Here is a 21,915-nt window from a genome sequence, read left to right as displayed (position 1 = left end):
CCTACCTGCTTAGCCTTCAGCCGCAGGCTGCTCTTCGCCACCTTCAGCGGAAGCTTCGACAGCTTCGCCTTCAGCAGGAGCAGCTTCGTCTGCCGGAGCTTCGCCTTCAGCGGGTGCTGGGGCTTCCGGTTCAGGCTCTTTGATTTCAACTTTAGGAGGAACGTAGGCAGTCTTGGTCGACAAGCGAGCCAAGGCTTCTTCGCGAGCTGCCAGGTGGCTACCGTTGGTACCGTACTTGCGGATCAAAACAGCAACCTTGGGGGTAGGCTGAGCACCGACGCCGAGCCAGTAGTCGACGCGGTCGGTCTTCAGGTTAACCCGTGCGTCCTTTTCCTTGACGAACGGATCGTAGGTGCCGAGGTACTCGATTGCCTTGCCATCTCGAGGGGTGCGAGAATCCATGGCGCAAATACGATAGAACGGACGGTGTGCCCGACCCATCTTTTTCATGCGAATCTTAACTGCCACGTAACGTTACTCCTAAGTAAACTTACTTTTAAAACATGCTCAGCGACGAGGTTAACGACGCCGCCTTTTGAGCTTCTTCTTGAGTTTCTTTTGATTCTGGACATCCTTGTCGGTCATCCGTTTGCCGGTGCTCTGCTTGGCCTTCTTCATCTTGCCGGTCGGATCCATCAGCTCGCCAGTGCGAAGCTTCCGCATCATGTCCATCGCGCCGCCAACACCGCCACCAGCCACTCCCTTCATCAGCGAGGCCATGCTGTCGAACTGTTTGATCAGTTCGTTGACCTCTTGCGGGGAAACGCCAGAGCCTTTGGCGATTCGCTGACGACGGCTATTATCGATCAGCTTGGGATCGTTGCGTTCGGCCGGGGTCATCGAGTCGATCATCCCGCCCAGACGACGCATTTCATTTTCGTGGTCGCCACCTTGCAACATCTTGGTCAGCTCGCCCATGCCAGGCATCAGGCCGAGCATCTTCTGCATCAGGCCAGGTCGAGCAATCTGATTGAGCTGCTTGCGGAAGTCGTCTAGCGTAAACTGCCCCTTCTGGAGCCGTTCTTGTGTCTTCTGGACTTGTTCCTGGTCGAACTCACGCTGGGCCATCTCGAACATCGATTGGATGTCGCCCATTCCCAGGATCCGGCTCGCAAAGCGGTCCGGATGGAAGGGATCGAGGCCATCCATGTGCTCGCTGACACCGACGAACTTGATCGGTACGCCAGTGACATGTTTGACCGACAGCAATGCACCGCCTCGGGCATCGCCATCGAGCTTGGTCATGATGACGCCGTTAAGCTCCAGGGCGTCATTGAACGCCTTGGCACTGTTGACTGCGTCTTGTCCCGTCATGCCATCGACGACCAGGAAAGCTTGATCCGGATTGAGCTTCAGGTCGATCGTCTTGAGCTGCTGCATCAGCTCTTCATCGATGGCCAAACGACCGGCGGTGTCGAGAATGACAACATCGATACCGTTTGCTTCGGCGTACTTGACCGCATTCTGACAGACAGCGACGGGGTCGGTGGCTCCCTCTTCGCTGTAGACGGGGGTGTCAACACTTTTGCCAACGATATGAAGCTGTTCAACGGCAGCAGGACGCTGAAGGTCAGCAGCACAGAGCAGGGCTTTTTTGCCCTCTTTGCCGATCATGCGGGCCAACTTGCCGCACGTCGTTGTCTTACCGGCTCCCTGCAAACCGCACATCATCAGCACGGTGACACCTTGTTTCAGGTGCAGGGTGGGGTCGGAATCGCCCCCTAGCAGATCAATTAGGGCCTCGTTAACGATGCCTACAAGCTGCTGCTCAGGCTTGAGCGACTTGAGAACGTCCTGGCCGACAGCCTTTTCGGAGACGTCCTGCATGAAAGTCTTGACGACGTCATAACTTACGTCGGCTTCGAGCAGGGCGTTCTCGACCAGTTTCAGGCCATCCCGCATGTTCGATTCGGTCAGTCGGCCTTGTCCGCGCAGCGTCCTAAACGCTGATTGCAAGCCGTCTTGTAACGATTCCAACATCGGAAGATTTGCCTAGGGTCAAATATCACTTAACCGGGAGTTCGCTGCGAGGGCCAAGATCTTGCCCGCAAGAGACAAAACAACCCTACGGCCCACTCCCGAGAGATGGGTCGAAACGCGTATTCTAGCGAACCCCACGGCAGGTTGGCAATTGGTAAAGAGGAGTGGAGCGAGGGTTTTTCGCTGGGAGATGGCCCCAAGATAGGTGGTTGGTAGTACCGTGGCCCACTATGGATGATCGTATCTGCCTAGAATATCGTCGTCATCCCAGGGGTCATCGTCGTCCTCCCAATCATCGAAAACCTCTCCGCGGCGAAGCTCTCGCATCTTATCGATGGCGCTGCGTGTGCCACCCCTTGTCATCGCCTCCATTAGCGAAGCCATGCTCTCGAACTGTTTGATCAGATCGGTAACCTCTCGCGGAGAGACTCCAGAGCCATCGGCAATTCGCTGACGACGGCTGGGGTCGATCAGCTTGGGATCGTTGCGTTCGGCCGGGGTCATCGAGTCGATCATCCCGCCCAGACGGCGCATTTCCCATTTGTGCTCGTCGCTATGTAGCATCTTGGTCATCTCCCCCATTCCCGGAATGAGCCACAACATCTTCTCCAATAGGCCTGGTCGGGCCATCTGTTCAAGCTGTTTTCGGAAATCATCCAGCGTAAAGGGGTTGGCCATTTAACTATCTCACTTCTGAATCGCTCCTTCAATTGCCTCTGGCCGCTTCTTCACCGGCATAGGCTTGAGCCCTTTGATCTCCAGCGTCGAAACCTCTTTGGTTTCCAGGTCCAGCACGCGGATCAGGTGGTTGTTGGTGTCGGCGATGTACAGCTTACCGGCGGCGTGCGAGATACCGGCTGGTTCGTCGAACTGAGCGGGATTGTTGGCAGTGCCAGGCTCGCCGGTCCCTGCCAGGGACTTAACGTCGCCGGTCGCCGCATCGACGGCTTTGATCTTGTTGTTGTACGTATCGGTGGTGTAGATGACGCCGTCAACGTAGCACACACCTAAAGCATGCTGTAGTTTGGCTGTTTTGGAATCGCCATCGACGTCGCCGAAGCTGAATAGGCGGCCATAAGGCAGGTGGGCGGTGCCGATGACTGTTCGAACGCTTTCCGCCGGATCGAATGGTACGGCGCGGATGGAGCTTCCTTCGCTATCGGCCACAAACAATGATTTACCGTCCGAGGTCAGCCCCGATGGCTGGGCAAACGACGAGAATCCTGTTTGATAAGGAACCGGCGGAAGCAGCGGACCATCGACGATGTCTTCACGGCCGTTGCCTGCGTAGGGGCCGATTTCTTTCTCGTCGAGTGTCATTTTCCAGATCTGGTGGGGGCCTGCCATGGCGATGTAAAGGCTGTCGCCATGCGGCCAAAGGGCCCAGGGGCTGTTGATTGGAGTCGTCTTGGGCAAGCCAATGAAGCGATCGGGGAGGCTCGAGATGGTGGCGTTTTCGCCGACACCTGGCCAATTGTTGCGGGCCTGTTCCCCTACGCCAGCGATCGTCGAGACTTTCTTCTCTTTCAGGTCGACCTTGCGAATGAGGTGGTTTTCGGTATCAGCGACATACAAAGTGTCCTGCACAAGGGCCATGCCTTGCGGGCGAAAGAACTGAGCAACTTCGTAGCCGCCGTCGGTCGCCCCGATCTCTCCGTTACCGATGACGTCCTGCAATTGGCCGTCGAGCGAAGTGATCACGATTCGGTTGTGATTGCTGTCGGAAATGAACAATCGATTCGACTTTTCGTCGGCCAAGACTTTCCCAGGAAAACGCAGTTGGGTCGGTTCCTGGTTGTATGCCAGTAGGTCGAACTGGATCGGCGTTTCGTCGAGCGAGCCGTTGTTGCGGTAGTAGGGCATCGAACGGTTGAGCACCTCGCGGATATCGTCTGCTTTGAACTCACCGCGACGAAGATAAACGACGTTTCCTTCCGGATCGATCAGGTACATCGTGGGCCAGCTACTGACGCTGAAGCTGTTCCAGATTTTCATTTCGTCGTCGTTGACGACCGGGTGTTCGATCTCGTAGCGCAAGATCGCTTCACTGATGTTCTGGGCTTCTTTTTCCGTATCAAACTTGGCCGAGTGAACGCCAACGACGACTAGTTGATTCGGGAATTCGTGCTCTAACTTCTTTAGTTCTGGGAGGATGTGAAGGCAGTTGATGCAGCAGTATGTCCAGAAATCGAGCAGGACGTATTTCCCTTTTAGTTCTTTCAGTTCCAGCGGTGCCTTGGTGTTCATCCATTCCATGTCTCTAGGGAACGATGGGGCAGGGATGCGAGCGCGGAAAGGATGCTCGGCTTCCTTCTTCGCAGGAGCATCGTTCGCTGCTTCTTCCTTGGCCACCGCAGGCTCTTGTTCTTCTGCCATCGCGAACGGATGCGTCGAAGAGCTTCCGCAGCCGACCAATAGCAAGACAGCAGCAAACATCGCTAGCTTGCGCACAATTGGTAAGGGAGAAACATGCAGGCAAGTCATGGATAAGACCTTCTTGATGGGGGCAGGATTCCAACAAATTGGAACGATTTATGGAGAGCAAGGCTGTGTTTATTCGTACAATACCTGATAGTTTACTGGCTCAGGATGTTCCGGGTAGCTCTTTTCACTTTATGCTCAGCATGCATGCACTAGACACCCTTTTGGGGTGTGTGGCATCATCTTGAAAAAATTCCTGGGGCGGCCATGGAATTTTGCCGACAAACTATAACGATTATAGCGATTATTCCGGAGTCATCCGGAAGCGATATTGTCGAATTTGCACCGAGGAATGTGCTACCTTTGGCGGAATGGTCTATGCATGGCATAGTCGGGGTGACTAATGCCACATCCTACCCTTACAGACCAAGCTCGCCAAATATCGGAGGATCAAATCGTGTTTCGTAAAGTATGGCTCGCCGTCTGTCTCTTACCACTACTGGCTTCCTTCGGTATGGGCCAGGAATGGGCGAATAAGATGTTCCAGGTTCGTTCTCACGATTTTGGTGCCGTGGCGAAAGGTGCCAAAGTCTACTACGAGTTCGAGTTGCAAAACGTCTACGAGGAAACCGTCCACATCGCCAGCGTTCGATCGAGCTGTGGCTGTACCAGCCCATCGATTAAGAACGACACGTTGAAAACGTGGGAGAAAGGGGCGATTGTCGCCAAGTTGAACACCGACAGCTTCCTTGGCCACAAGAGCGCGACCGTCACGGTTACGATCGACAAGCCATTCTACGCTGAAGTGCAGCTGAATGTTTCGACAGACATTCGTGGAGATCTCGTCTTCCAGCCAGGTGCTGTGCAGTTCGGTAACGTCGAGCAAGGCGAAGGTGGTGTCGCGAAAGTTCACGTCACCCAGGCCGGTCGCAGCGATTGGAAAATCACCGACGTTCGTAGCAACGACGATTTCCTGGGTGTTGAACTTAGTGAGACCAATCGCGGCGGCGGCCGCGTTGGATACGACCTGGTCGTTCGTCTGAAAGACAATGCTCCGGTTGGTTTCATTTCGAGCCAGTTGGCACTGATTACCAACGACACCCGTAGCCCTTCGGTTTCGCTGCCTGTCGAAGGCAAGGTCGAATCCGCATTGAACGTCAGCCCAAGTGCTTTGTCGCTGGGTGAGTTGAAGCCAGGTCAGAAGACTGAAGCCAAGTTGATCGTGCGAGCCAAAAAACCATTTCGCATTACCGGGGTGAACTGCGATTGCGACAACTTCCAGTTTGCCGCATTGCCAGAAGAGCCCAAGAAGCTCCACTTCCTGCCACTGACGTTCACGGCCGGTAGCGAAGGTGGTACCCTGGTCAAAAAGATCACCATCCAGACAGACCTGGGTGAAGGTGTCAGTGGCGAATCGGTTGCCACCGTGGTGGTTACCGACGGAAACAACGAGACCTAAGCGGGTTGGTGTTTCAAGAAACAACGAAGGCCTCGATTCGTGAAGAAGCGAGGCCTTTGCTATTGCTAGTTGTCGGTGGCTACCGTGGGTTTCTTCTCGGGTAGTGGTGGAAGTGATTCTTCCAGAACGCCTTTCACACGCGGCCACATCACGATCGCTTCAAACAGCATCCACGCCTGAAGGACTAGCACGCCAGCGCCCAGCACAAGGAGCAGCCACTGCTGTTTGGCCAGGTAGCCTGTCTCGCTGAAGATGTTGTAGTACATCGCTAAGGCAGGCAAGATGAGCATCGCGATCATGGGAATTGCAACAAACCAAATCGGTTTGCTACGACGCCACAGGTAAAAAGCTGTCACCATCATCGCCAGACCAGCCAGCAGTTGGTTCATCGCGCCGAATAGTGGCCACAGCAGCGTGCCACCTTTACCAGGTATTTTATCCGCAAATACTGCGATTGCTAAAGCGGAAAGTACCGCGACACCGGTCGCAGCATACTTTCCGGAAAGGGGTTTGGTCACCGGCATCGAAGCGAATAGTTCCTGCAGCACATAACGTTGAAGACGTGTTGCGGTGTCGAGTGTCGTAGCCGCAAAATTCGCGACGAGCACCGCAATGATGCTGATGCCGATTTCCAGTGGAATGCCGATCGAAGTGAGGAAGTTGGCCCCCCCTTCGACGAATGCGGCGACCAGGTTCTTCAATCCGAAATCGCTCCAGTTCTTCGAGACGGCATAGCGTGTTTCCCAGGCCGCTTGACCGGTCAGGGGAACCCCTTCGGCATCGGTCATCGCGGTGTATACATAGGATCCGTCCGCCCCTTTGCTTCCCTCGAAGATGCCCATGCCTACCCCGGCACAACAAGCCAGAATGACGATGACGGCCAATCCGCCTTCCAGCAGCATCGCGCCGTAGCCGATGTACTGGGCGTCGGTTTCTTTCTCGACCTGCTTACTCGAGGTACCGCTACTGACCAGGCAGTGAAAACCGCTGCACGCACCGCAGGCAATCGTGATGAACAGGAACGGAAAGATTGGGGGGGCACCCACTGGCATCTGCGTTGACACCGCAGGGGTCGATTGGGCGAGGTCGGCGGCACCCGTTGCACTTGCCACAAGAAGCCCAACGAACAGCAGCACCAACGCAACAATCAGTTGGTGGCTGTTCACATAGTCGCGAGGTTGAAGTAGCAGCCAAACCGGCAACACCGAAGCGACGAAGCAGTAAATAAGCAGAATGACAGTCCAGACCATCAGGGCGCTTAGATATGGACTTGCCGAGAGATCTGGACCCAGCACATTGGCCAGAATTGCCGTAAGATCGATCGGCAGGTAATAGACGCCAACGATGATCGAAGCATAGACAATAAACAGGGCAACCAGGGATGGAATCAGTAAGTGAGCATCTTTGCGGCGGGCATAAATTCCCAACGCGATTGCGATCGGCATGCTGATCCAAACGGGCAGGACCGTCTGGGGGTACTCGGCGAAAATTACCGCCACCACCAGGCCAAAGATCGCCAGAACCACCATCAATGCCGCGGCCAGCACGATTAGAAACAGGTACTTGGCTCGCTTGTTGATCATGCGACCGGCGATTTCACCCACCGTTTGCCCGCGATTACGCAGCGAGATGATCAACGCGCCCAGGTCGTGAACTGCTCCCACGAAGATCGAGCCAAAGACGACCCACAATAGAGCCGGTAACCATCCCCAAAACACCGCGATGGCCGGGCCAACGATGGGGCCGGTACCGGCGATGCTGGTAAAGTGATGCCCGAAGACAACCTGCCGATCGGTGGGGCAGAAGTCGATGTCGTCCTGCAGCTGTTTACTGGGCGTTTCGTTCTTGTCATCGAGTTCAAAGAGTCGGTGCGATAGCCAACGCCCATAGGTGTTATAGGCAACAATAAAGCCAACGAATGACAAAACGGCAACAATTAGCGTCGACATAAGCGTAAAATGATTGTCACGATGTGAGGCATCGTGCATCCAAGGGAGGAGCGAACTTCAGGGTGGGTGGTACGCGGGGATAGTGAGCCTCCCCGCCTACCTCTATAATGATGGATTCTTCAAGCGGCGTGAATAGCTCACAATTCAACTGAGATAAATTTTTTTCGCGGCTTAGCGCTATCACAAGGATTAGATCGACCGTGTCGGAAAAGATTGAAAACGTCATTATCGTCGGAAGCGGACCTGCGGGATGGACTGCCGCAATCTATGCGGCTCGGGCAAATTTGAAGCCACTTCTCTTCGAAGGTGCCGCACTTCAAGAGCATTACGACCTCGGTCGTGGCCCACTGGGACAGCTGGCCATGACAACGGAAGTCGAGAACTTCCCTGGATTTCCGTCCGGTGACCTGAGTGGCTACTTGGATAACGCCATCGACGAAAGTCTGCGCCAATATATGGCTCCGCACCAGAAGCATGGTGTCAGCGGTCCGGAATTGATGGAACTGATGCGTCAACAGGCCAAGAACTTCGGCACACGCGTCGTAACAGACGATATCGTCGAAGTCGATTTCAGCCAAAAACCGTTCAAGCTGAAGCCCCGAGAAGGGGAAGAGTGGCTCAAAGCTCGTTCCGTAATCATCGCGACCGGTGCCCGGGCGAATTACCTCGGTTTGGAATCGGAAGGCAAATTCAAGAACCGTGGCGTGAGTGCCTGTGCGGTTTGTGACGGTGCCTTGCCACGTTTCCGCAATAACCCATGTATCGTCGTAGGGGGCGGTGACTCGGCCATTGAGGAAGCAGACTACTTGAGCAAGTACAGCTCGGTGGTTTATCTGGTGCATCGCCGCGACAAGTTCCGCGCTTCGCAGGCCATGGTCGATCGTGCGATGGAAAACAAGAAGATCGAAGTCGTCTGGAATCACGTTGTTACGGAAGTCTTGGGCGACGACCAGAACGGTGTAACCGGAGCTATGCTGGAAAGCACCGTCGACGACTCTACCAAGCAGCTCGATGCCAGCGGTTTCTTCCTGGCAATCGGTCATACGCCCAATACCGACTTCCTGAAAGGGAAGCTGGATATGAACAACGCTGGCTACCTCAAGTGGACAGTTCCATTCCGTACTAATACGAGTGTCGACGGAGTGTTTGCCGCTGGTGACGTGGCCGACGACTATTATCGCCAAGCCATCACTGCGGCAGGAACTGGCTGTATGTCGGCTTTGGACGCCGAACGCTGGTTGGCCTCGCAGGGCTTGCATTAGTCGAAAAATGCAACCATCATTAGATGCACTGAGAACCTTGCTTGTTCTGTGTGTCAAAGAAAAAACTCAGCAAGGGGAGCGAAGATCGTTCCCCTTGTTTTGTTAGCTCCCACCCCATCATCCCTTATCTACGCCGAATCTAGGCGAAGGATTCGCTAATGTCTGAGACCGTAAGCAAAGTCGAAACAGACCGAGAGATTCTCCAAGAAGCACAAGCTAAGGGGGCCGGTGCCACGTTAGGTGCTTGGGTCAAGCTTTCTGGACCAGGTTGGTTGCAAAGCGCTATCACGCTGGGGGGGGGATCGCTGTCGGGTGCACTCTTCATGGGGATCTTGGGTGGCTACAGCCTGTTGTGGCTGCAGTTGGTTGCCATCATCTGTGGCGTCGTCATGCTTTCGGCGATTAGTTACGTTACGCTGTCGACCGGAAAGCGTCCGTTTCGTCAGATCAATGCTCATATCAATCCGGTACTTGGCTGGGGTTGGATTGTGGCGACCGTTGCGGCCAACATGATCTTCCTGATGCCGCAGTTCGGGCTTTGCTATGCGGCACTCAATAAGAATCTCGCACCAGGTCTGGTGGGTGATACGACTCAAGACAAGGCGATTGTGTCCTTGGTGCTTCTGTTGGCCGCTGGCGCACTGGTGTACATGAATTCACGGCCGGGTCTCGCGACGAAGATTTTCGACATCTTGTTGAAGGGCATGATCGGCGTCATCGTGATTTGCTTCTTTGGCGTGGTCGTGAAATTGGGTATGTCCGGCGAAGCGTTCTCGTGGTCAGAAGTCTTCAATGGATTTATTCCTGATTTCTCGGCAGCTACCCAGCCTACCGGACAGGTAGCGGAAATCGCGGCCGAAGTACAAGAACCCTACCGCGATTTCTGGACCGACCTGATCGTCAAAGATCAGCGGGCCGCCATGATTGGTGCCGCGGCGACTGCGGTGGGTATCAATATGACCTTCCTGTTGCCGTATTCGATGCTGGCCCGTGGCTGGGACAAAACGTTCCGTGGCCTGGCACGATTCGATCTTTCGACCGGGATGGCAATTCCCTACATCCTGGTGACAAGCTGTGTCGTAATCGCCTCGGCTGCCGCGTTTCACGCCAAGGTGGATGCCGACTTTCTATCGACTTCGCCTGAGACTATGGCCAAGAGCCCGATCTACGGTGGTGCCGAGAAAACACTCGCTTTGCGAGTTGTTAAATATGAAAAGGACAGCTTGAATGTCCCGCAAGAGTACGTCGAAGAAGCCACGGGCAAGGATGGTAAGCTTGATGACGGAAAGCTCACCGGCATTTTGCTCAATGCTAAGTATGAACCACTCAAGCAAGCGGTCGCCAACCTTTCCGACAACGAAAAACGCCTTTCCGCTTCGTTGGTTAAACGGAGCGAGTTTCTTCTTTCCGAATCTTTGGCACCCTTGCTCGGTGATAATATGGCCCGCTGGGTGTTTGGCATTGGGATCTTCGGCATGGGTTTCTCGACGATCATTATTCTGATGATGATCAACGGTTATGCGTTTACCGAGATGCTCAACACCAAACCCAACGGAGCTGCCCACGTGATCGGCTGCCTGGTCGCCGGGCTTTCCGGCGCATCGTGGTTCATCATTTGGGACGGTCCGGCCAAGACATGGCTGGCCATTCTGGTTTCCAGCTTTGCAGTAATGTTTTTGCCGATCGCTTATGTGACGTTCTTCATGATGATGAACAGCAAGAAGATTCTCGGCGACGATAAGCCAAAGGGATTGAGCTGGGTTATTTGGAACGTGCTGATGGTCATCTCCGTGATCGGGGCCATCGCTGCGGCTGTCGTCTCGATTACCGACAAGGTTACCAGCTCGACGACTCCTTTCGCTCAAAAGGCGGTCGTATTGACGGTCGTCATCGGGTATCTGATCCTGTTCGTCGGCGGATTTTTCCTCCGCTCTGGCAAGGATGAAGAGGATCCCGCCGAGCAAGCTGCTTAGTTACAGCCGTGGTTGCCTCAGGGCTTGATTGCTAGGTATTGGCTGTCTGAGCAACCGGCTCCATGCTGGCCTTAGGCAGTACGAAAACGCTGCCCTGCAGTCTTTCAGCGCCGCCAAACTCGTTGGCGGCCTGAACGACGCCTGGCCAGGCGTTGGCGTTATGATCGTGGCCACAAATGATGGGGACTCCCAGGGACCGGGCCCACGCAATATCTTTTCGAGTTTCTTCGTAAGTGTGCATGGCATCAAGAAACACCATGGAAGGTGCCGGGCCGGAGTACGTTCGGTAGAACTCATCCTTATCCATGCGAACCTGCTCGACGAGTCCCAGGTGTTTGGGGAAATAAAGGATCTCAGAGGCTAGTGCAAAGTGCTGCTCTGGTGAGATGCCCCAACCATTCCAGCTGTAATTGTCGACCGTCACAATCTTTTGCGGAGGGGTGATCCAAGTTGCCAGTCGCTGGGTTGTACGACCTAAGAGCGTGCCAATTTCGACGATCGGCCCTTCGTATTGAGCCGCTTCTTCTACAAGCTTTTCGAGGAGATCGAGTTCCGTTTCACTTAATGAATACTGCGAAACATCGACCGGAACAGTATTGATATAGGTCAATCGCTTGAGTCGATTGACGACGCGTTTTGAAAATCGTTGAACGTTGTTTCCAAGTCCCGGCATTAGTGTCCCTGCTCGGCTTAGGATTGTGCGAAGTGTCTGAACTACGAAGCTACTGCAAGTATGAGTTTGGGTAGGATCTGTTTCAACGAATTCATTTTCCCCCCTTTGCCAATGATTAGGCGTATTTGCTCCAAGGCTAGGGCTCGCGATAATGTCGCATGTGGTTGATAATAGGGCTGTTAGATCCTCAAGGTCGACAGATCTTGGTCGTCAGGACGATCAATTTACAGCAGCCCGGACAGAGGATTCTCTGCGGCATATTCATAAAAAAATAATACGTTAGACCTAGAACACGTGAGGCAGGACGCGATGGACAAGCGATCGGTTTTACAAGCACGCAAGGCGGAATCGGTTGGACAACAGGTTTGCCTTGAAGGCTGGGTTCGTACGCGGCGTGACTCGAAGGGGGGCTTTAGCTTCATCGAACTGAACGATGGTAGTTGCCTGTCTAATATCCAGGTCGTCGCCGACAACCAGTTGCCCAATTACGAGAGCGAAATCAAGCATCTCACGCCTGGTTGCTCGATTCGCGTAGTTGGCGAAATCAAGGAATCTCAGGGCAAGGGACAAGCGACCGAAGTCCAGGCCAGCGAGGTTTTCCTTTACGGTACGGCCGATGCCGAAACCTATCCTCTACAGAAGAAGCGGCACACGTTCGAGAAGCTTCGCGAATGGGCTCACCTGCGAACTCGCTCGAACACGTTTGGTAGTGTCTTCCGCGTGCGAAACCGGGTGTCGTTTTCCATTCATCAGTTTTTCCAGGAACGTGGCTTCCTCTACGTGAACACGCCGATCATTACCGCTTCCGACTGCGAAGGGGCTGGCGAAATGTTTCGCGTAACGACGCTCGACGTCGATCAGCCTCCGAAGGTCAACGGCAAGGTCGACTTCAGCAAAGACTTCTTCGCGCGGCCTGCGTTCCTGACTGTGAGTGGCCAATTGGAAGGTGAGATCTTCGCGACTTCGCTCGGCAAGGTTTACACGTTTGGGCCGACATTCCGCGCCGAGAACTCGAACACCAGCCGCCACCTGGCCGAGTTCTGGATGGTCGAACCGGAGATCGCCTTCGCCGACTTGGAAGAGAACATGGAGGTCGCCGAGGCGTTCCTGAAGCGGATCTTCACCGACGTGATGAATGACTGCGCTGAAGATATGGAATTCTTCAACGAGCGGATCGCGCCGGGCATTTTGGACACCCTGCAGTCGATCGTCGACAGCGAGTTTCTCCGCTGCAGCTATACCGACGCCATCGATATTCTGCAGAAATCAGGTCAGGCCTTTGAGTATCCAGTGACCTGGGGAATGGACCTGCAGTCCGAGCACGAGCGATTCCTGACCGAACAGCACTTCAAGCGACCGGTAATTCTGCATGACTACCCCCGCACGATTAAACCGTTTTACATGCGTTGTAACGACGATGGCAAAACAGTTCGTGCCATGGACGTGCTTGTGCCGCAGGTCGGCGAGATCATTGGCGGAAGCCAGCGTGAAGAACGGCTCGATGTGCTTGAAAGCCGTATGAAAGAGCAGGGGCTTAACGCCGAAGAATACTGGTGGTATTTGGACTTACGTCGATATGGCACCGTTCCGCACTCCGGTTTTGGACTTGGCTTGGAACGCGTTCTACAGTTTATTACAGGCATGGGGAATATTCGCGATGTGATTCCCTTCCCTCGCACCCCAGGTTGGGCCGAGTTTTAAGCGGTCCGCTGGCAAACGTTATCTTCCATCAAGGATTCGAGATATGATCCGCCGCCTGATGCTTATCGTGCTCTGCGCACTGGGAACGCTTTCGTGGACGACGTTCAGCTATGCCGTCGACTTGGAAGAGGTGAAGAAGGAGGTCGCCGACGGCAAGGCCGTTTTGCTGGATGTTCGCGAAGAAGTGGAATGGAAGAAGGCTCATCTCAGCAAAGCCGAGTTTGTCCCTCTTTCGTCAATCGCCACCGACAAGCATGCGAGAAGGGCGATCGAAAAGTACACCAAGGACCCTGACCTTAAAATCTACACCTACTGCCGATCGGGTCGTCGCTCGGTTCTAGCCGCCGATATGTTCAAGCGAGTCGATGCCAAGGTCATCGCAATCACAGAGTCTTATCAAGACTTGATTGATGCAGGCTTCAAGGAAACCAAAGATACCGATCCGAAATTGGATCCGCCGCTTAGTATGAATTAAGTGCGAAACTGAAAGTAAAACAGCAGGCCGGCGATCGTCTTGCCGTCAGCGATCCGGCCATCTTGAATCATGGCCTTAGCTTCGTCGAGGGTCACTACGTGATTCTCGATCTCTTCTCCTTCCTCTCGGGCCGGTGCATGCATCGTAAGTCCCGTTGCCAAGTACATGAACATCCGTTCGTCCATGACGCCGGGTGACGGGTAATAGCCCGTTAGCAGTTCGATCTTCTCGGCGCGGTAGCCGGTTTCTTCCTCGAGCTCACGGCTGGCAGTAACTTCCGGCGGTTCGTTCGGTTCAAGCGTACCTGCCGGTAGTTCCAACAGCGTCTGGTCGACAGAAATGCGATAGCTCTTGATCAGGCAAACGTGGTTGTCATCGACAAGGGGAAGAATAACGGCGGCACCCGGATGACGCATGACATCCCGTGGACGTTTGCCTTGCCAGACACGCTCGATATTGAAACGAACGCCTTCAAAAACAGTTTCTGGCGATTTCATGATAATTCCCCTCGGTCGGCTACATTGTTGCTGATCGGTTGAATTTCATTGTGATACGGTTTCGCACGATCCGAAAGAGGAGTCGTTCAGCCATCCCCGTCCTCGTTGGCAAGTTCAACTGGTTCGGCCAGGAGAAACGGTGACTCTCCTTTCCCTAGATAGTACAGCCCGTGAAACATCGCGTTGAACAGCACTACGCCTGCCAACGCACCGATCAATGCCATGCCGGTGACATGCTCGTGAATCAGTGTCCAGATGAACTGCCCTATGCAAAGTAGCGACACAACGATCAGGGTTGGGGTTCGGCTGATTAAGTTTACGACGATGGCACCAAAAGGGGCTCCCAACGCCACGATCGGAGCGGCCGCTAACCAATTCGCAAAGACCTGCTGGTCGATGGCGTAGATATCGGGTCGAATCTGTGACAAGGCGATGTTCGAGCCGATACCAACCAGCGAGGTAAACGCCATCAGAATCACAGATGTCGGAATGGCCGTTTTGAGATCGGCTCGATAAAGAAGAACGAGCGTGGCATAGATCATCATGTCGATGCCGACGCCTGTGATGGATGACGCAACACCGCCCATCAGCCCGATGGCGATTCCAATCGAAAAGTCGTACGGTGATGCGTGGTCGGCCGTTCCATGATTGGATGTCAATTCGCGGATCTTCACCAGATGTAGGATGCCGAAGCTAGCCCAGATCACCCCAAAGATTAGCTTGACCCACAGGTCTGGCACATAAGGAGCGACCAGGGTGGCACCTAAAGGTGTTCCGATTAATGCGCCCCAGAGGGCAGGGGAGAGGAGTCGCCAATCGACCGGACGATGGGTCGACAAGATGTAGATCGTCGCCGAGGTCATCCCGATCGATTGAATCGCCAGGCCGAAGTTTCGGCCAAGCGAGCCAGGAAGATCAAACAGAAGCACTAGCACGGGAAACGCAACGGTTCCGCCTCCCATGGGGGTCGATCCGGCAACATACGACCCCACGGACATCGTCAACGCGATTGGCCAATGTGAGAGAACCGTTGGCCAATAACCCCCTAAGATGACGACCGTCAGCCAAATACTGTAGAAGACGGTCAGCCAGACAATAAACGGCCAGATTCGTGGCCAGGTAAAGTCGGTCGGAAACCCCAGCAAAGTTGAATCCAGATCAATAGAGGGGGGATGTGAATACGGAATATTTGAGTTGTCGGAACAATACTTGTCAAGACATGTATTTGTGGCTTTTACTCGGGTAGCGATTCGCAATGGCGAATTCCAGGGCTGGCTGGTAGACTCGATCTAGAAGGAATCCCCATGGAGTTTTGGCATCTTGCCAATTCGCTCTCGATTCCTGGTTAGCTGAATCACGCTTGGCGGATGGGGTTCAGCCATTTAACAAACACGCAGCGTGAAACAGCGAACGTGGTATCACATCATCTCGACCCGGATCATCCGCCCCCCCAACGTAAACAGCCGCTTTCTGGCCCTATTCGCAAGATGGCCACCGGGGCTGCTTTGTTTGTCGCAATCTGCGTTGTGGCCGTTTTCGGTTATGTGGCTCACGGTTGGCGTTTGGATGATGCCATTTACATGGTGATCATCACCATCTTTGGCGTAGGGTATGGCGAAGTCCAGCCAGTCGAATCGATGGCTCTGCGTGCCTTGACCATCATGGTGATTATCGCCGGCTATGGGGCCGTTATTTACACCGTCGGTGGATTCATGCAGATGGTGGTAGATGGAGAACTTCAGAAGGCCTTGGGAGCGCGACGTATGTGCATGGAAATCGATCGATTGGACAATCACACCATCATCTGTGGTGTCGGCCGGATGGGATCGATCCTGGCCCGTGAATTGGCCGCCAAAGGCAAGTCGTTTGTTGTTATCGACACTGACGAACGACGCTTGAATTCAGCCCAGGAGCTAGGCTACCTTTTCATCAACGGAGATGCCACCGACGAGCATGTCCTCGAGCAGGCCGGTATCAAGCGTGCTGCGGTACTCGCTTCCGTGTTGTCGGAAGACGCCACTAACGTGTTCGTATCCGTGACGGCGCGAGGCATGAACCCCGACATCATGATCATTGCCCGAGGCGAGAATCCCAAGACGGAGAAGAAGCTGATTGGGTGTGGTGCCAATAAAGTTGTCTTGCCGACTGCCATCGGTGCAAAGAAGCTTGCCCAGATGATCATTCGCCCCTCGGCCGAAAACATGCTGGAACAGGTAACCACCCAGGGCGATATGAACGATGAACTAGGTCGCATCGGGCTTCGGTTCGACGAGCTAATCGTAGCCGATGGCTCGTCTTTGGTGGACAAGACGATTAGCAGTATCGAACTGCGTAGCAATCACGGATTTCTCATCGTGGGACTGCGCCGGAAGGATGGTTCTACCATGCTGAATCCACCAGCCGAAACCGTGCTCGGCACCGGAGATGTTGTGATCGTATTGGGACACTCGAACGATATCCCGCAGCTTGCCGAACGCTTCTGCGCAACACGAGGCAAAGTGACCTACCGCGGTGTCACGGTCGATTCATAGGTAGGCACGCAATGCACTTCGATGTTCGCCCAGCGAAACCGGAAGAGTATCCGGTGTTGTGGCGTTTGTTTCACGACACCGTACACCGTGTCAATCGACGAGACTATACGACGCCGCAGTTAACCGCTTGGGCACCTGAAGAAGTCGATCTGTCGCGATGGGGTGTCCGGATGCAAGGTATCGATCCGTTTGTCGCGATTGCGGAAGAACAAATCGTGGGCTTCTCCGACGTTCAGCCCAATGGCCTGATCGACATGTTTTACGTGCACCATGCCTGGCAACGAAAAGGGATTGGTAGCCGACTCTTCGCCGAAATCGACGAAAGAGCCAGGCAAATGAAGTTGGATAAGCTTCATTCTCATGTCAGCATCACGGCGCGTCCGTTCTTTGAAACGCAAGGGTTTCAAGTGGTGGTCCCACAAGAGGTCATCGTCAACGGTGTAATGATTGGGAATTTCGTTATGAGCAAGTCCCTGTCGGCTTAGTGGGATGTTTTCAGGTATCCGCTGAGCGTCTCGATGTTCTTGGCGAAGGTCTGGCTGGAGATGTACTGATCACCAGGGCGAAAGCGTTGGTCACCTACCAGCTTCTCATCGGAGAAGGTGGTAATCCAACGCCCCTGATCATCCAGACTTGCGAGAATTGGCTTGACTTGATCGGCGGATACCTTGCGATTGGTAATAACAGCTTTCGGCGAATTGGCCAGCTTGCGGTATTCGTTTTTCAGACGCTCGAGCTTCTGATCTGTTTTCCAGCCGTAATGATCGGGCAGGTCTTTGTCATCGTAGGTGAGAAAATAATCCTTGCCGTTTCGGTTCATGTATAGGGGACGATTGGTTTGCATTTCGTAGTAGCGTGCCAATTGGCCATCGGGAAGTATCGACGCTTCCAGATAGTTTACCGCTTTGGGAATCGGTTCCAAGTATTTCTTATCGCGAGTAACGTTGAAGATGGCCAGCAGTGTTTCGATCGCGTCTTGCGATTCCCGACCGGCAACGGCGGCAGGCTCGAACCTGCGAGCCCAGATCGGATTCATGTCGTAGCTGTACTGCTGAGCCCATCCGGGTTGCGGGCTCGGCAATTGGGCTAAGATCAGGAAGTCTCCCAGTTTCTTCAGCGATGCCAGGTAACGATCGTCACCATAGGTTTCATGAGACTCGATTAAGACCGCCGCGACACTTCCTGCCAGGCCGTCATTCAGGGTGTACATGTCCCAGTAGTTTTTAACGCGTCCTTCAGTCTTCCAGTCGTACTTCGGGAAGCTGGCCTGTTGGATGGGCAGTGCTTGATCGACTGGCCCCGTCCATACCTGGGGAAATGCACCGTTGGCGTACTGAGCTGCCAGTAATGCATCCAGGGCGGTCGACGCTGCTGAGTGAATCGTTTCGTTTTTGAACTCGTATGTTTTATCGAGTTGCACCAGAAAGCGAATTGCAGATTGAGTTTGATCGTCGTCGAGTGATGAATTATTCCTTCCGCGACCTTTTCCATTGCGATATTGAGCTGTACGTTCCCCTTTGGGATTGAAGTCGATGCAATTCGTCCATCCGCCAGATTCCAGTTGACCGTAGATAAGAGCTTCAGCGGTCTCTGTGGCGACCTTCAAGTAGTAGTCATCGGTTGTTGCGCGGTATGCTTCAAGATATGCCATGCCTACTGTTGGCGTACCGGGAGGCTGGACCCAGATCTGATCGGCCGACGCGGTGCCTTCGCCGAAACGCTGGGTGAGGTCGGGGCTGTAGAAATAGACGTAACCCCCATGAACCGCGACCTCGTCATGGAAATAGGTTGCAGCCTTCTTCATCGCTGCTAAGACTTCCGCGGCCGGGGGATCGTTGTCGGCGGCGGAAAGGGGGGAATACGAAAGGCAAATCGATAACAAAGCCGCCAGGCCGAGGTGGATGCAGCGCATGGTCTAATCTCGAGTGAGCGAAGGAGTGAGAAGTTCAGACCCACGATACTTTCCCGATGATCGATAAGCAAGGATGAATCAAGCGAAGCACATTAGCCCGGCGGAGGTCCGAACAAAGGAAGCCAACAGCCGACTAACAGCAGGATCCAGCCGGCAATCTGGACCATGATCGCAGGCGTCGGTCCGGTGGTGGAATGAGTTCTTCCCCGGTCCGATTCACGAAACGCTCGGTCGCAGTACTCGGGCCAGAATATGACCGAGAGTGGCAATAGTAGAAAAATCGCATGCGATAAGACCGCCTCGATGTTCAGGGTTGTGATAAGATGGACAACGAGCGATGTGCCTGCTAACGTGCACGCGGCAATCCGCCCTCGATCCCAGGCGATCACCTTAATTCCTTTCCATGAACAACAAAAGAATGACCTCAAGTGATGAACTGAAGGTCATTCGTCAGGGCAATATGAATATTGGGTTGATTACATGCCCATCGATTTAACGGCTTGCTTTAGTTCGTCCATTTCGACCTGTCGCTGAGGTGTCGCGAATGACCAGGTATGCCCGAACGGATCGACAACCATGCCATAGCGGTCTCCCCAGAACATATCGGTGGCAGGCATCTTAACCGTGGCCCCGGCAGCCTCGGCCTGGGCAATCGCCGCGTCACAGTCTGGGACGTATCGATGGATGGTGACCGGAGTTCCACCCAATGACTTGGGGGATTGCGACTTTCCTTCGCAGTATTCCGGAAAGTCATCGGCCATGAAGAAACTAGCATCGCAAATGGTCATTTCGACGTGCATGAACTTCTCGCCCGATTCGGTAGACAAGCGAAACTTTTCTTGGGCATCGAATGCCTTCTTATAGAACTCGATTGCTTCGGAGCATGGATCGCAGACTAGGTGAGGAATCAGGCCAATGCGGCCAGCGGGCATGCTTGATTGAGTCATGGTCTTTCCTTGGGTTTCAAAATGCGTTGTGTTTGGAATGGGATTGAATCTGCCTAGGCGTCGTCGTAAGCGGTTTGCAACGCAACGATATCCAGCTTTTGCATTTGCAGCATGGCAGCCATCACCATTTGGGCTTTCTCTTGATTGGCATCGCCGATCAAGCGGGGCAGCAGCGTTGGCACGACTTGCCAAGAGACGCCGAACTGATCCTTCAGCCAACCGCAATGCGACTTCTCGCCCCCTGCCGATAGTTTTTCCCAGTAGTGATCTACCTCCTCGGCTGTCTCGCAGTTGACGACGAACGAAACAGCTTCGCTGAAGGTGAAATGTGGCCCACCATTGAGGGCCACAAACGCTTGGCCTTGAAGCTCAAAATCGATCGACATGATCGAACCCTCAGGGCCAGGACCCACTTCGCCGTATCGGGTCTTGGTCAGAATCCGAGAGTCTTCGAAGATCGAAAGGTAGTAATTGACAGCTTCCTCTGCCTGGTTGTTGAACCAGAGGAATGGGGTGACGCGTTGCATGAAATCGAATCTCCCAGGTTGGTAGTGATGCCTGTTTGGAGAGTAGTCGATCTCGAATTGTGCAATTCGACACGTCGTCAAAAATTCTAGGAAACTACCGCGGCTTTGACGCAGTTGATCGGGGGAAGGGAGTCAAAAATACAACTCCACTCGTCTCCCCCATCGTGCCCCATCCAGAGTTGTCCGGTGGTAGTACCGAAATAGATCGCCGGGCTGGCCAGCGTATCGGTGGTCATCGCATCACGCAGTACTGTGAAATAGCCATCATGCTTGGGAAGGCCTTTCGAGAGCTTCTTCCACTTCTTCCCGCCGGTTGTGCTGCGCCAGACGGCAGGCTTCCCTTCGGGGCACGTCCGCGTCATCGCTTCCAAGGGAACGACGTAGATCGTGTCGGGATCGTGCGGATGAACCACGATGGGAAAGCCGAAGTCAGACGGCAAACCGTCTGCGATCGATTGCCAGGTATGACCATAATCATCGCTGCGCAACACCCCAATGCCAGGGCGTTCGGGCCAGCCGCCATGATTCTGCATGTACAGTCGGCCAGGTACATCGGGATGACGAGCGATCTTGTGCACGCATTGGCCGAACTCGGGATAGGGATTAGGAGCGAAGCCAGCTCCGACGCCATTGTTTGCCGCATTGAATGTTTGTCCACCGTCCTCGCTAAGGTAATGCCCTCCGGTCGAGATCCCCAGGTGAATTCGATTACCATCTCGAACAATCGTATGCAGGCATAAACCGCCTGCCCCAGGGTGCCAGTCTTTTGAGTGCTTATGGTTACTGATACTGGCAATCATTTCCCATGAGTTACCTCCATCTTCGCTACGGAATAGCGACGCAGGTTCGACGCCGGCCCAAAGGTCTTGGCTGTCGGTGCCTGTTTCGAGTGACCAGATGTTTGCCAGTGCTCGGCCGTCACCATCCGGAAAAGTGGGGGCAGACTTCGTCTCTTTAAACTTCTTACCCAAATCGGTTGAGGTGAGCACCTTCATACCGAACCAGGCATTACAACTCGAAGCAAAAATGCGAGGTGATTTTCGGTTATCGATCAAAGCGGAATAGACCGCCACGCCGGATCCAAATGGTCCTCGCAACGAGAAGCGTCCGCGCGACTTGCTGCTCTCGGCGACGAATAAACCCTTCTTGGTGCCAATGCACAAAACAACACGATCTGCCATCTTCAGCCTCCGGATACAGCGGTCATGATGAAAAGAAGATCCCCTGGGCCCAGCTTCGTATCGAGCCCGTCCCTTCGGTGAATGAGCGACTCGTTGACAAACAGGTTGATATGTTTCCGAACGGCACCCGTCTCGTCGCAAACATTGCGATAGAGTTTCGGCTGCTGGTTCTTCAGGGCAGTAAGGGCCTGCTGAACTGACCCAGCGGATACCGCCACTTCAGCCTTCCCCTCACACTCGTGGCGGAGTGCGTACGGGATTTGAACGGAAACGGACATAGAACGAAAAGCCCATGGGAAAACGCTTGAGGAAAAGAGGGCTGGAAAATTACGGACCATCCCCTGGAAGCTAGTCGAAGAGCGATGAACGGAATCGACCGAGACCTGGAAAAAGTTTAGGGGACCCATCAGGCAGAATAAAGGAATTG

At 54.1% G+C, this 21,915-nt stretch carries 21 protein-coding genes; 7 read left to right on the top strand and 14 right to left on the bottom strand.

What is annotated here, in order from left to right:
• Positions 1-9 precede the first annotated feature (9 nt).
• The 4 genes from rpsP to C5Y96_RS16315 form a co-directional block, all read right to left on the bottom strand.
• A complete protein-coding gene (gene rpsP, locus C5Y96_RS16330) occupies positions 10-402 on the bottom strand; it encodes a 30S ribosomal protein S16 (protein WP_233198995.1) in 393 nt (130 codons plus the stop codon).
• Positions 403-519: 117 nt separating this feature from the next.
• Entirely contained in the window at positions 520-1,980 is a 1,461-nt protein-coding gene (gene ffh, locus C5Y96_RS16325; protein WP_105355466.1) for a signal recognition particle protein, read from the bottom strand.
• A 228-nt stretch (positions 1,981-2,208) separates the two neighbouring features.
• On the bottom strand, positions 2,209-2,658 hold the full coding sequence (locus C5Y96_RS16320) for a hypothetical protein (RefSeq protein ID WP_105355464.1): 450 nt from the start codon (positions 2,656-2,658) through the stop codon (positions 2,209-2,211).
• A gap of 9 nt (positions 2,659-2,667) precedes the next feature.
• Positions 2,668-4,416, bottom strand: coding sequence for a thioredoxin-like domain-containing protein (locus C5Y96_RS16315; protein ID WP_233198994.1), 1,749 nt, complete (start codon positions 4,414-4,416; stop codon positions 2,668-2,670).
• Positions 4,417-4,858: 442 nt separating this feature from the next.
• On the opposite strand from C5Y96_RS16315, the gene C5Y96_RS16310 reads away from it, so the two are divergent.
• Positions 4,859-5,860 carry a DUF1573 domain-containing protein gene (locus tag C5Y96_RS16310; RefSeq protein ID WP_158261265.1) on the top strand — a complete coding sequence of 334 codons (1,002 nt, stop codon included), beginning with the start codon at positions 4,859-4,861 and terminating at the stop codon, positions 5,858-5,860.
• A 65-nt stretch (positions 5,861-5,925) separates the two neighbouring features.
• Here C5Y96_RS16310 and C5Y96_RS16305 read toward each other — a convergent pair whose 3' ends face one another.
• Positions 5,926-7,809, bottom strand: a complete 1,884-nt coding sequence (locus C5Y96_RS16305) for a carbon starvation protein A (RefSeq protein WP_105355460.1) — start codon at positions 7,807-7,809, stop codon at positions 5,926-5,928.
• A 200-nt stretch (positions 7,810-8,009) separates the two neighbouring features.
• Here C5Y96_RS16305 and C5Y96_RS16300 point away from each other — a divergent pair, with 200 nt between their 5' ends.
• On the top strand, positions 8,010-9,071 hold the full coding sequence (locus C5Y96_RS16300) for a thioredoxin-disulfide reductase (protein WP_105355458.1): 1,062 nt from the start codon (positions 8,010-8,012) through the stop codon (positions 9,069-9,071).
• A gap of 158 nt (positions 9,072-9,229) precedes the next feature.
• A complete protein-coding gene (locus C5Y96_RS16295) occupies positions 9,230-11,044 on the top strand; it encodes a divalent metal cation transporter (protein ID WP_105355457.1) in 1,815 nt (604 codons plus the stop codon).
• A gap of 31 nt (positions 11,045-11,075) precedes the next feature.
• Here the strand turns inward: C5Y96_RS16295 and C5Y96_RS16290 are convergent, their stop codons facing one another.
• A complete protein-coding gene (locus C5Y96_RS16290; RefSeq protein ID WP_105355455.1) occupies positions 11,076-11,717 on the bottom strand; it encodes a hypothetical protein in 642 nt (213 codons plus the stop codon).
• A 309-nt stretch (positions 11,718-12,026) separates the two neighbouring features.
• Between C5Y96_RS16290 and asnS the strand changes: the two genes are divergently transcribed.
• Together asnS and C5Y96_RS16280 are read left to right on the top strand one after the other, a co-directional pair.
• Entirely contained in the window at positions 12,027-13,418 is a 1,392-nt protein-coding gene (gene asnS / locus C5Y96_RS16285; RefSeq protein ID WP_105355453.1) for an asparagine--tRNA ligase, read from the top strand.
• 130 nt (positions 13,419-13,548) lie between these two features.
• The gene (locus tag C5Y96_RS16280) at positions 13,549-13,893 is read left to right on the top strand and encodes a rhodanese-like domain-containing protein (protein ID WP_409994424.1); all 345 of its coding nucleotides are present in this window, start codon (positions 13,549-13,551) and stop codon (positions 13,891-13,893) included.
• Here C5Y96_RS16280 and C5Y96_RS16275 read toward each other — a convergent pair.
• Together C5Y96_RS16275 and C5Y96_RS16270 are read right to left on the bottom strand one after the other, a co-directional pair.
• Positions 13,890-14,390 carry an NUDIX hydrolase gene (locus tag C5Y96_RS16275; RefSeq protein ID WP_105355449.1) on the bottom strand — a complete coding sequence of 167 codons (501 nt, stop codon included), beginning with the start codon at positions 14,388-14,390 and terminating at the stop codon, positions 13,890-13,892. The genes C5Y96_RS16280 and C5Y96_RS16275 overlap by 4 nt on opposite strands.
• An 86-nt stretch (positions 14,391-14,476) precedes the next feature.
• Entirely contained in the window at positions 14,477-15,535 is a 1,059-nt protein-coding gene (locus tag C5Y96_RS16270; RefSeq protein ID WP_105355446.1) for a sulfite exporter TauE/SafE family protein, read from the bottom strand.
• A 267-nt stretch (positions 15,536-15,802) separates the two neighbouring features.
• Here C5Y96_RS16270 and C5Y96_RS16265 point away from each other — a divergent pair, with 267 nt between their 5' ends.
• Entirely contained in the window at positions 15,803-16,921 is a 1,119-nt protein-coding gene (locus tag C5Y96_RS16265; RefSeq protein ID WP_233198993.1) for a potassium channel family protein, read from the top strand.
• A gap of 11 nt (positions 16,922-16,932) precedes the next feature.
• A complete protein-coding gene (locus C5Y96_RS16260) occupies positions 16,933-17,406 on the top strand; it encodes a GNAT family N-acetyltransferase (protein WP_105355442.1) in 474 nt (157 codons plus the stop codon).
• On the opposite strand, the gene C5Y96_RS16255 is transcribed toward C5Y96_RS16260, so the two are convergent.
• The 6 genes from C5Y96_RS16255 to C5Y96_RS27425 form a co-directional block, all read right to left on the bottom strand.
• Complete coding sequence (locus tag C5Y96_RS16255; RefSeq protein WP_105355440.1) at positions 17,403-18,833, bottom strand: pectate lyase; 1,431 nt, start codon at positions 18,831-18,833, stop codon at positions 17,403-17,405. The two genes, C5Y96_RS16260 and C5Y96_RS16255, sit on opposite strands and share 4 nt — an antisense overlap.
• A 92-nt stretch (positions 18,834-18,925) precedes the next feature.
• On the bottom strand, positions 18,926-19,222 hold the full coding sequence (locus C5Y96_RS16250) for a hypothetical protein (protein ID WP_105355437.1): 297 nt from the start codon (positions 19,220-19,222) through the stop codon (positions 18,926-18,928).
• An 87-nt stretch (positions 19,223-19,309) separates the two neighbouring features.
• Positions 19,310-19,780, bottom strand: a complete 471-nt coding sequence (locus C5Y96_RS16245; protein WP_105355435.1) for a VOC family protein — start codon at positions 19,778-19,780, stop codon at positions 19,310-19,312.
• A gap of 53 nt (positions 19,781-19,833) precedes the next feature.
• Positions 19,834-20,307, bottom strand: a complete 474-nt coding sequence (locus tag C5Y96_RS16240) for a VOC family protein (RefSeq protein WP_105355433.1) — start codon at positions 20,305-20,307, stop codon at positions 19,834-19,836.
• A gap of 86 nt (positions 20,308-20,393) precedes the next feature.
• Positions 20,394-21,488, bottom strand: coding sequence for a sialidase family protein (locus C5Y96_RS16235; protein ID WP_105355431.1), 1,095 nt, complete (start codon positions 21,486-21,488; stop codon positions 20,394-20,396).
• A 2-nt stretch (positions 21,489-21,490) separates the two neighbouring features.
• Positions 21,491-21,766 (bottom strand): MoaD/ThiS family protein, encoded by a 276-nt coding sequence (locus C5Y96_RS27425; protein ID WP_261341400.1) that lies wholly within the window; start codon positions 21,764-21,766, stop codon positions 21,491-21,493.
• Positions 21,767-21,915: the final 149 nt, after the last annotated feature.

The sequence above is a fragment of the Blastopirellula marina genome, from assembly GCF_002967715.1.
In the GTDB taxonomy this organism is placed as follows: Bacteria; Planctomycetota; Planctomycetia; order Pirellulales; family Pirellulaceae; genus Bremerella; species Bremerella marina_B.
This window is presented reverse-complemented; position numbering and strand designations above follow the sequence as displayed.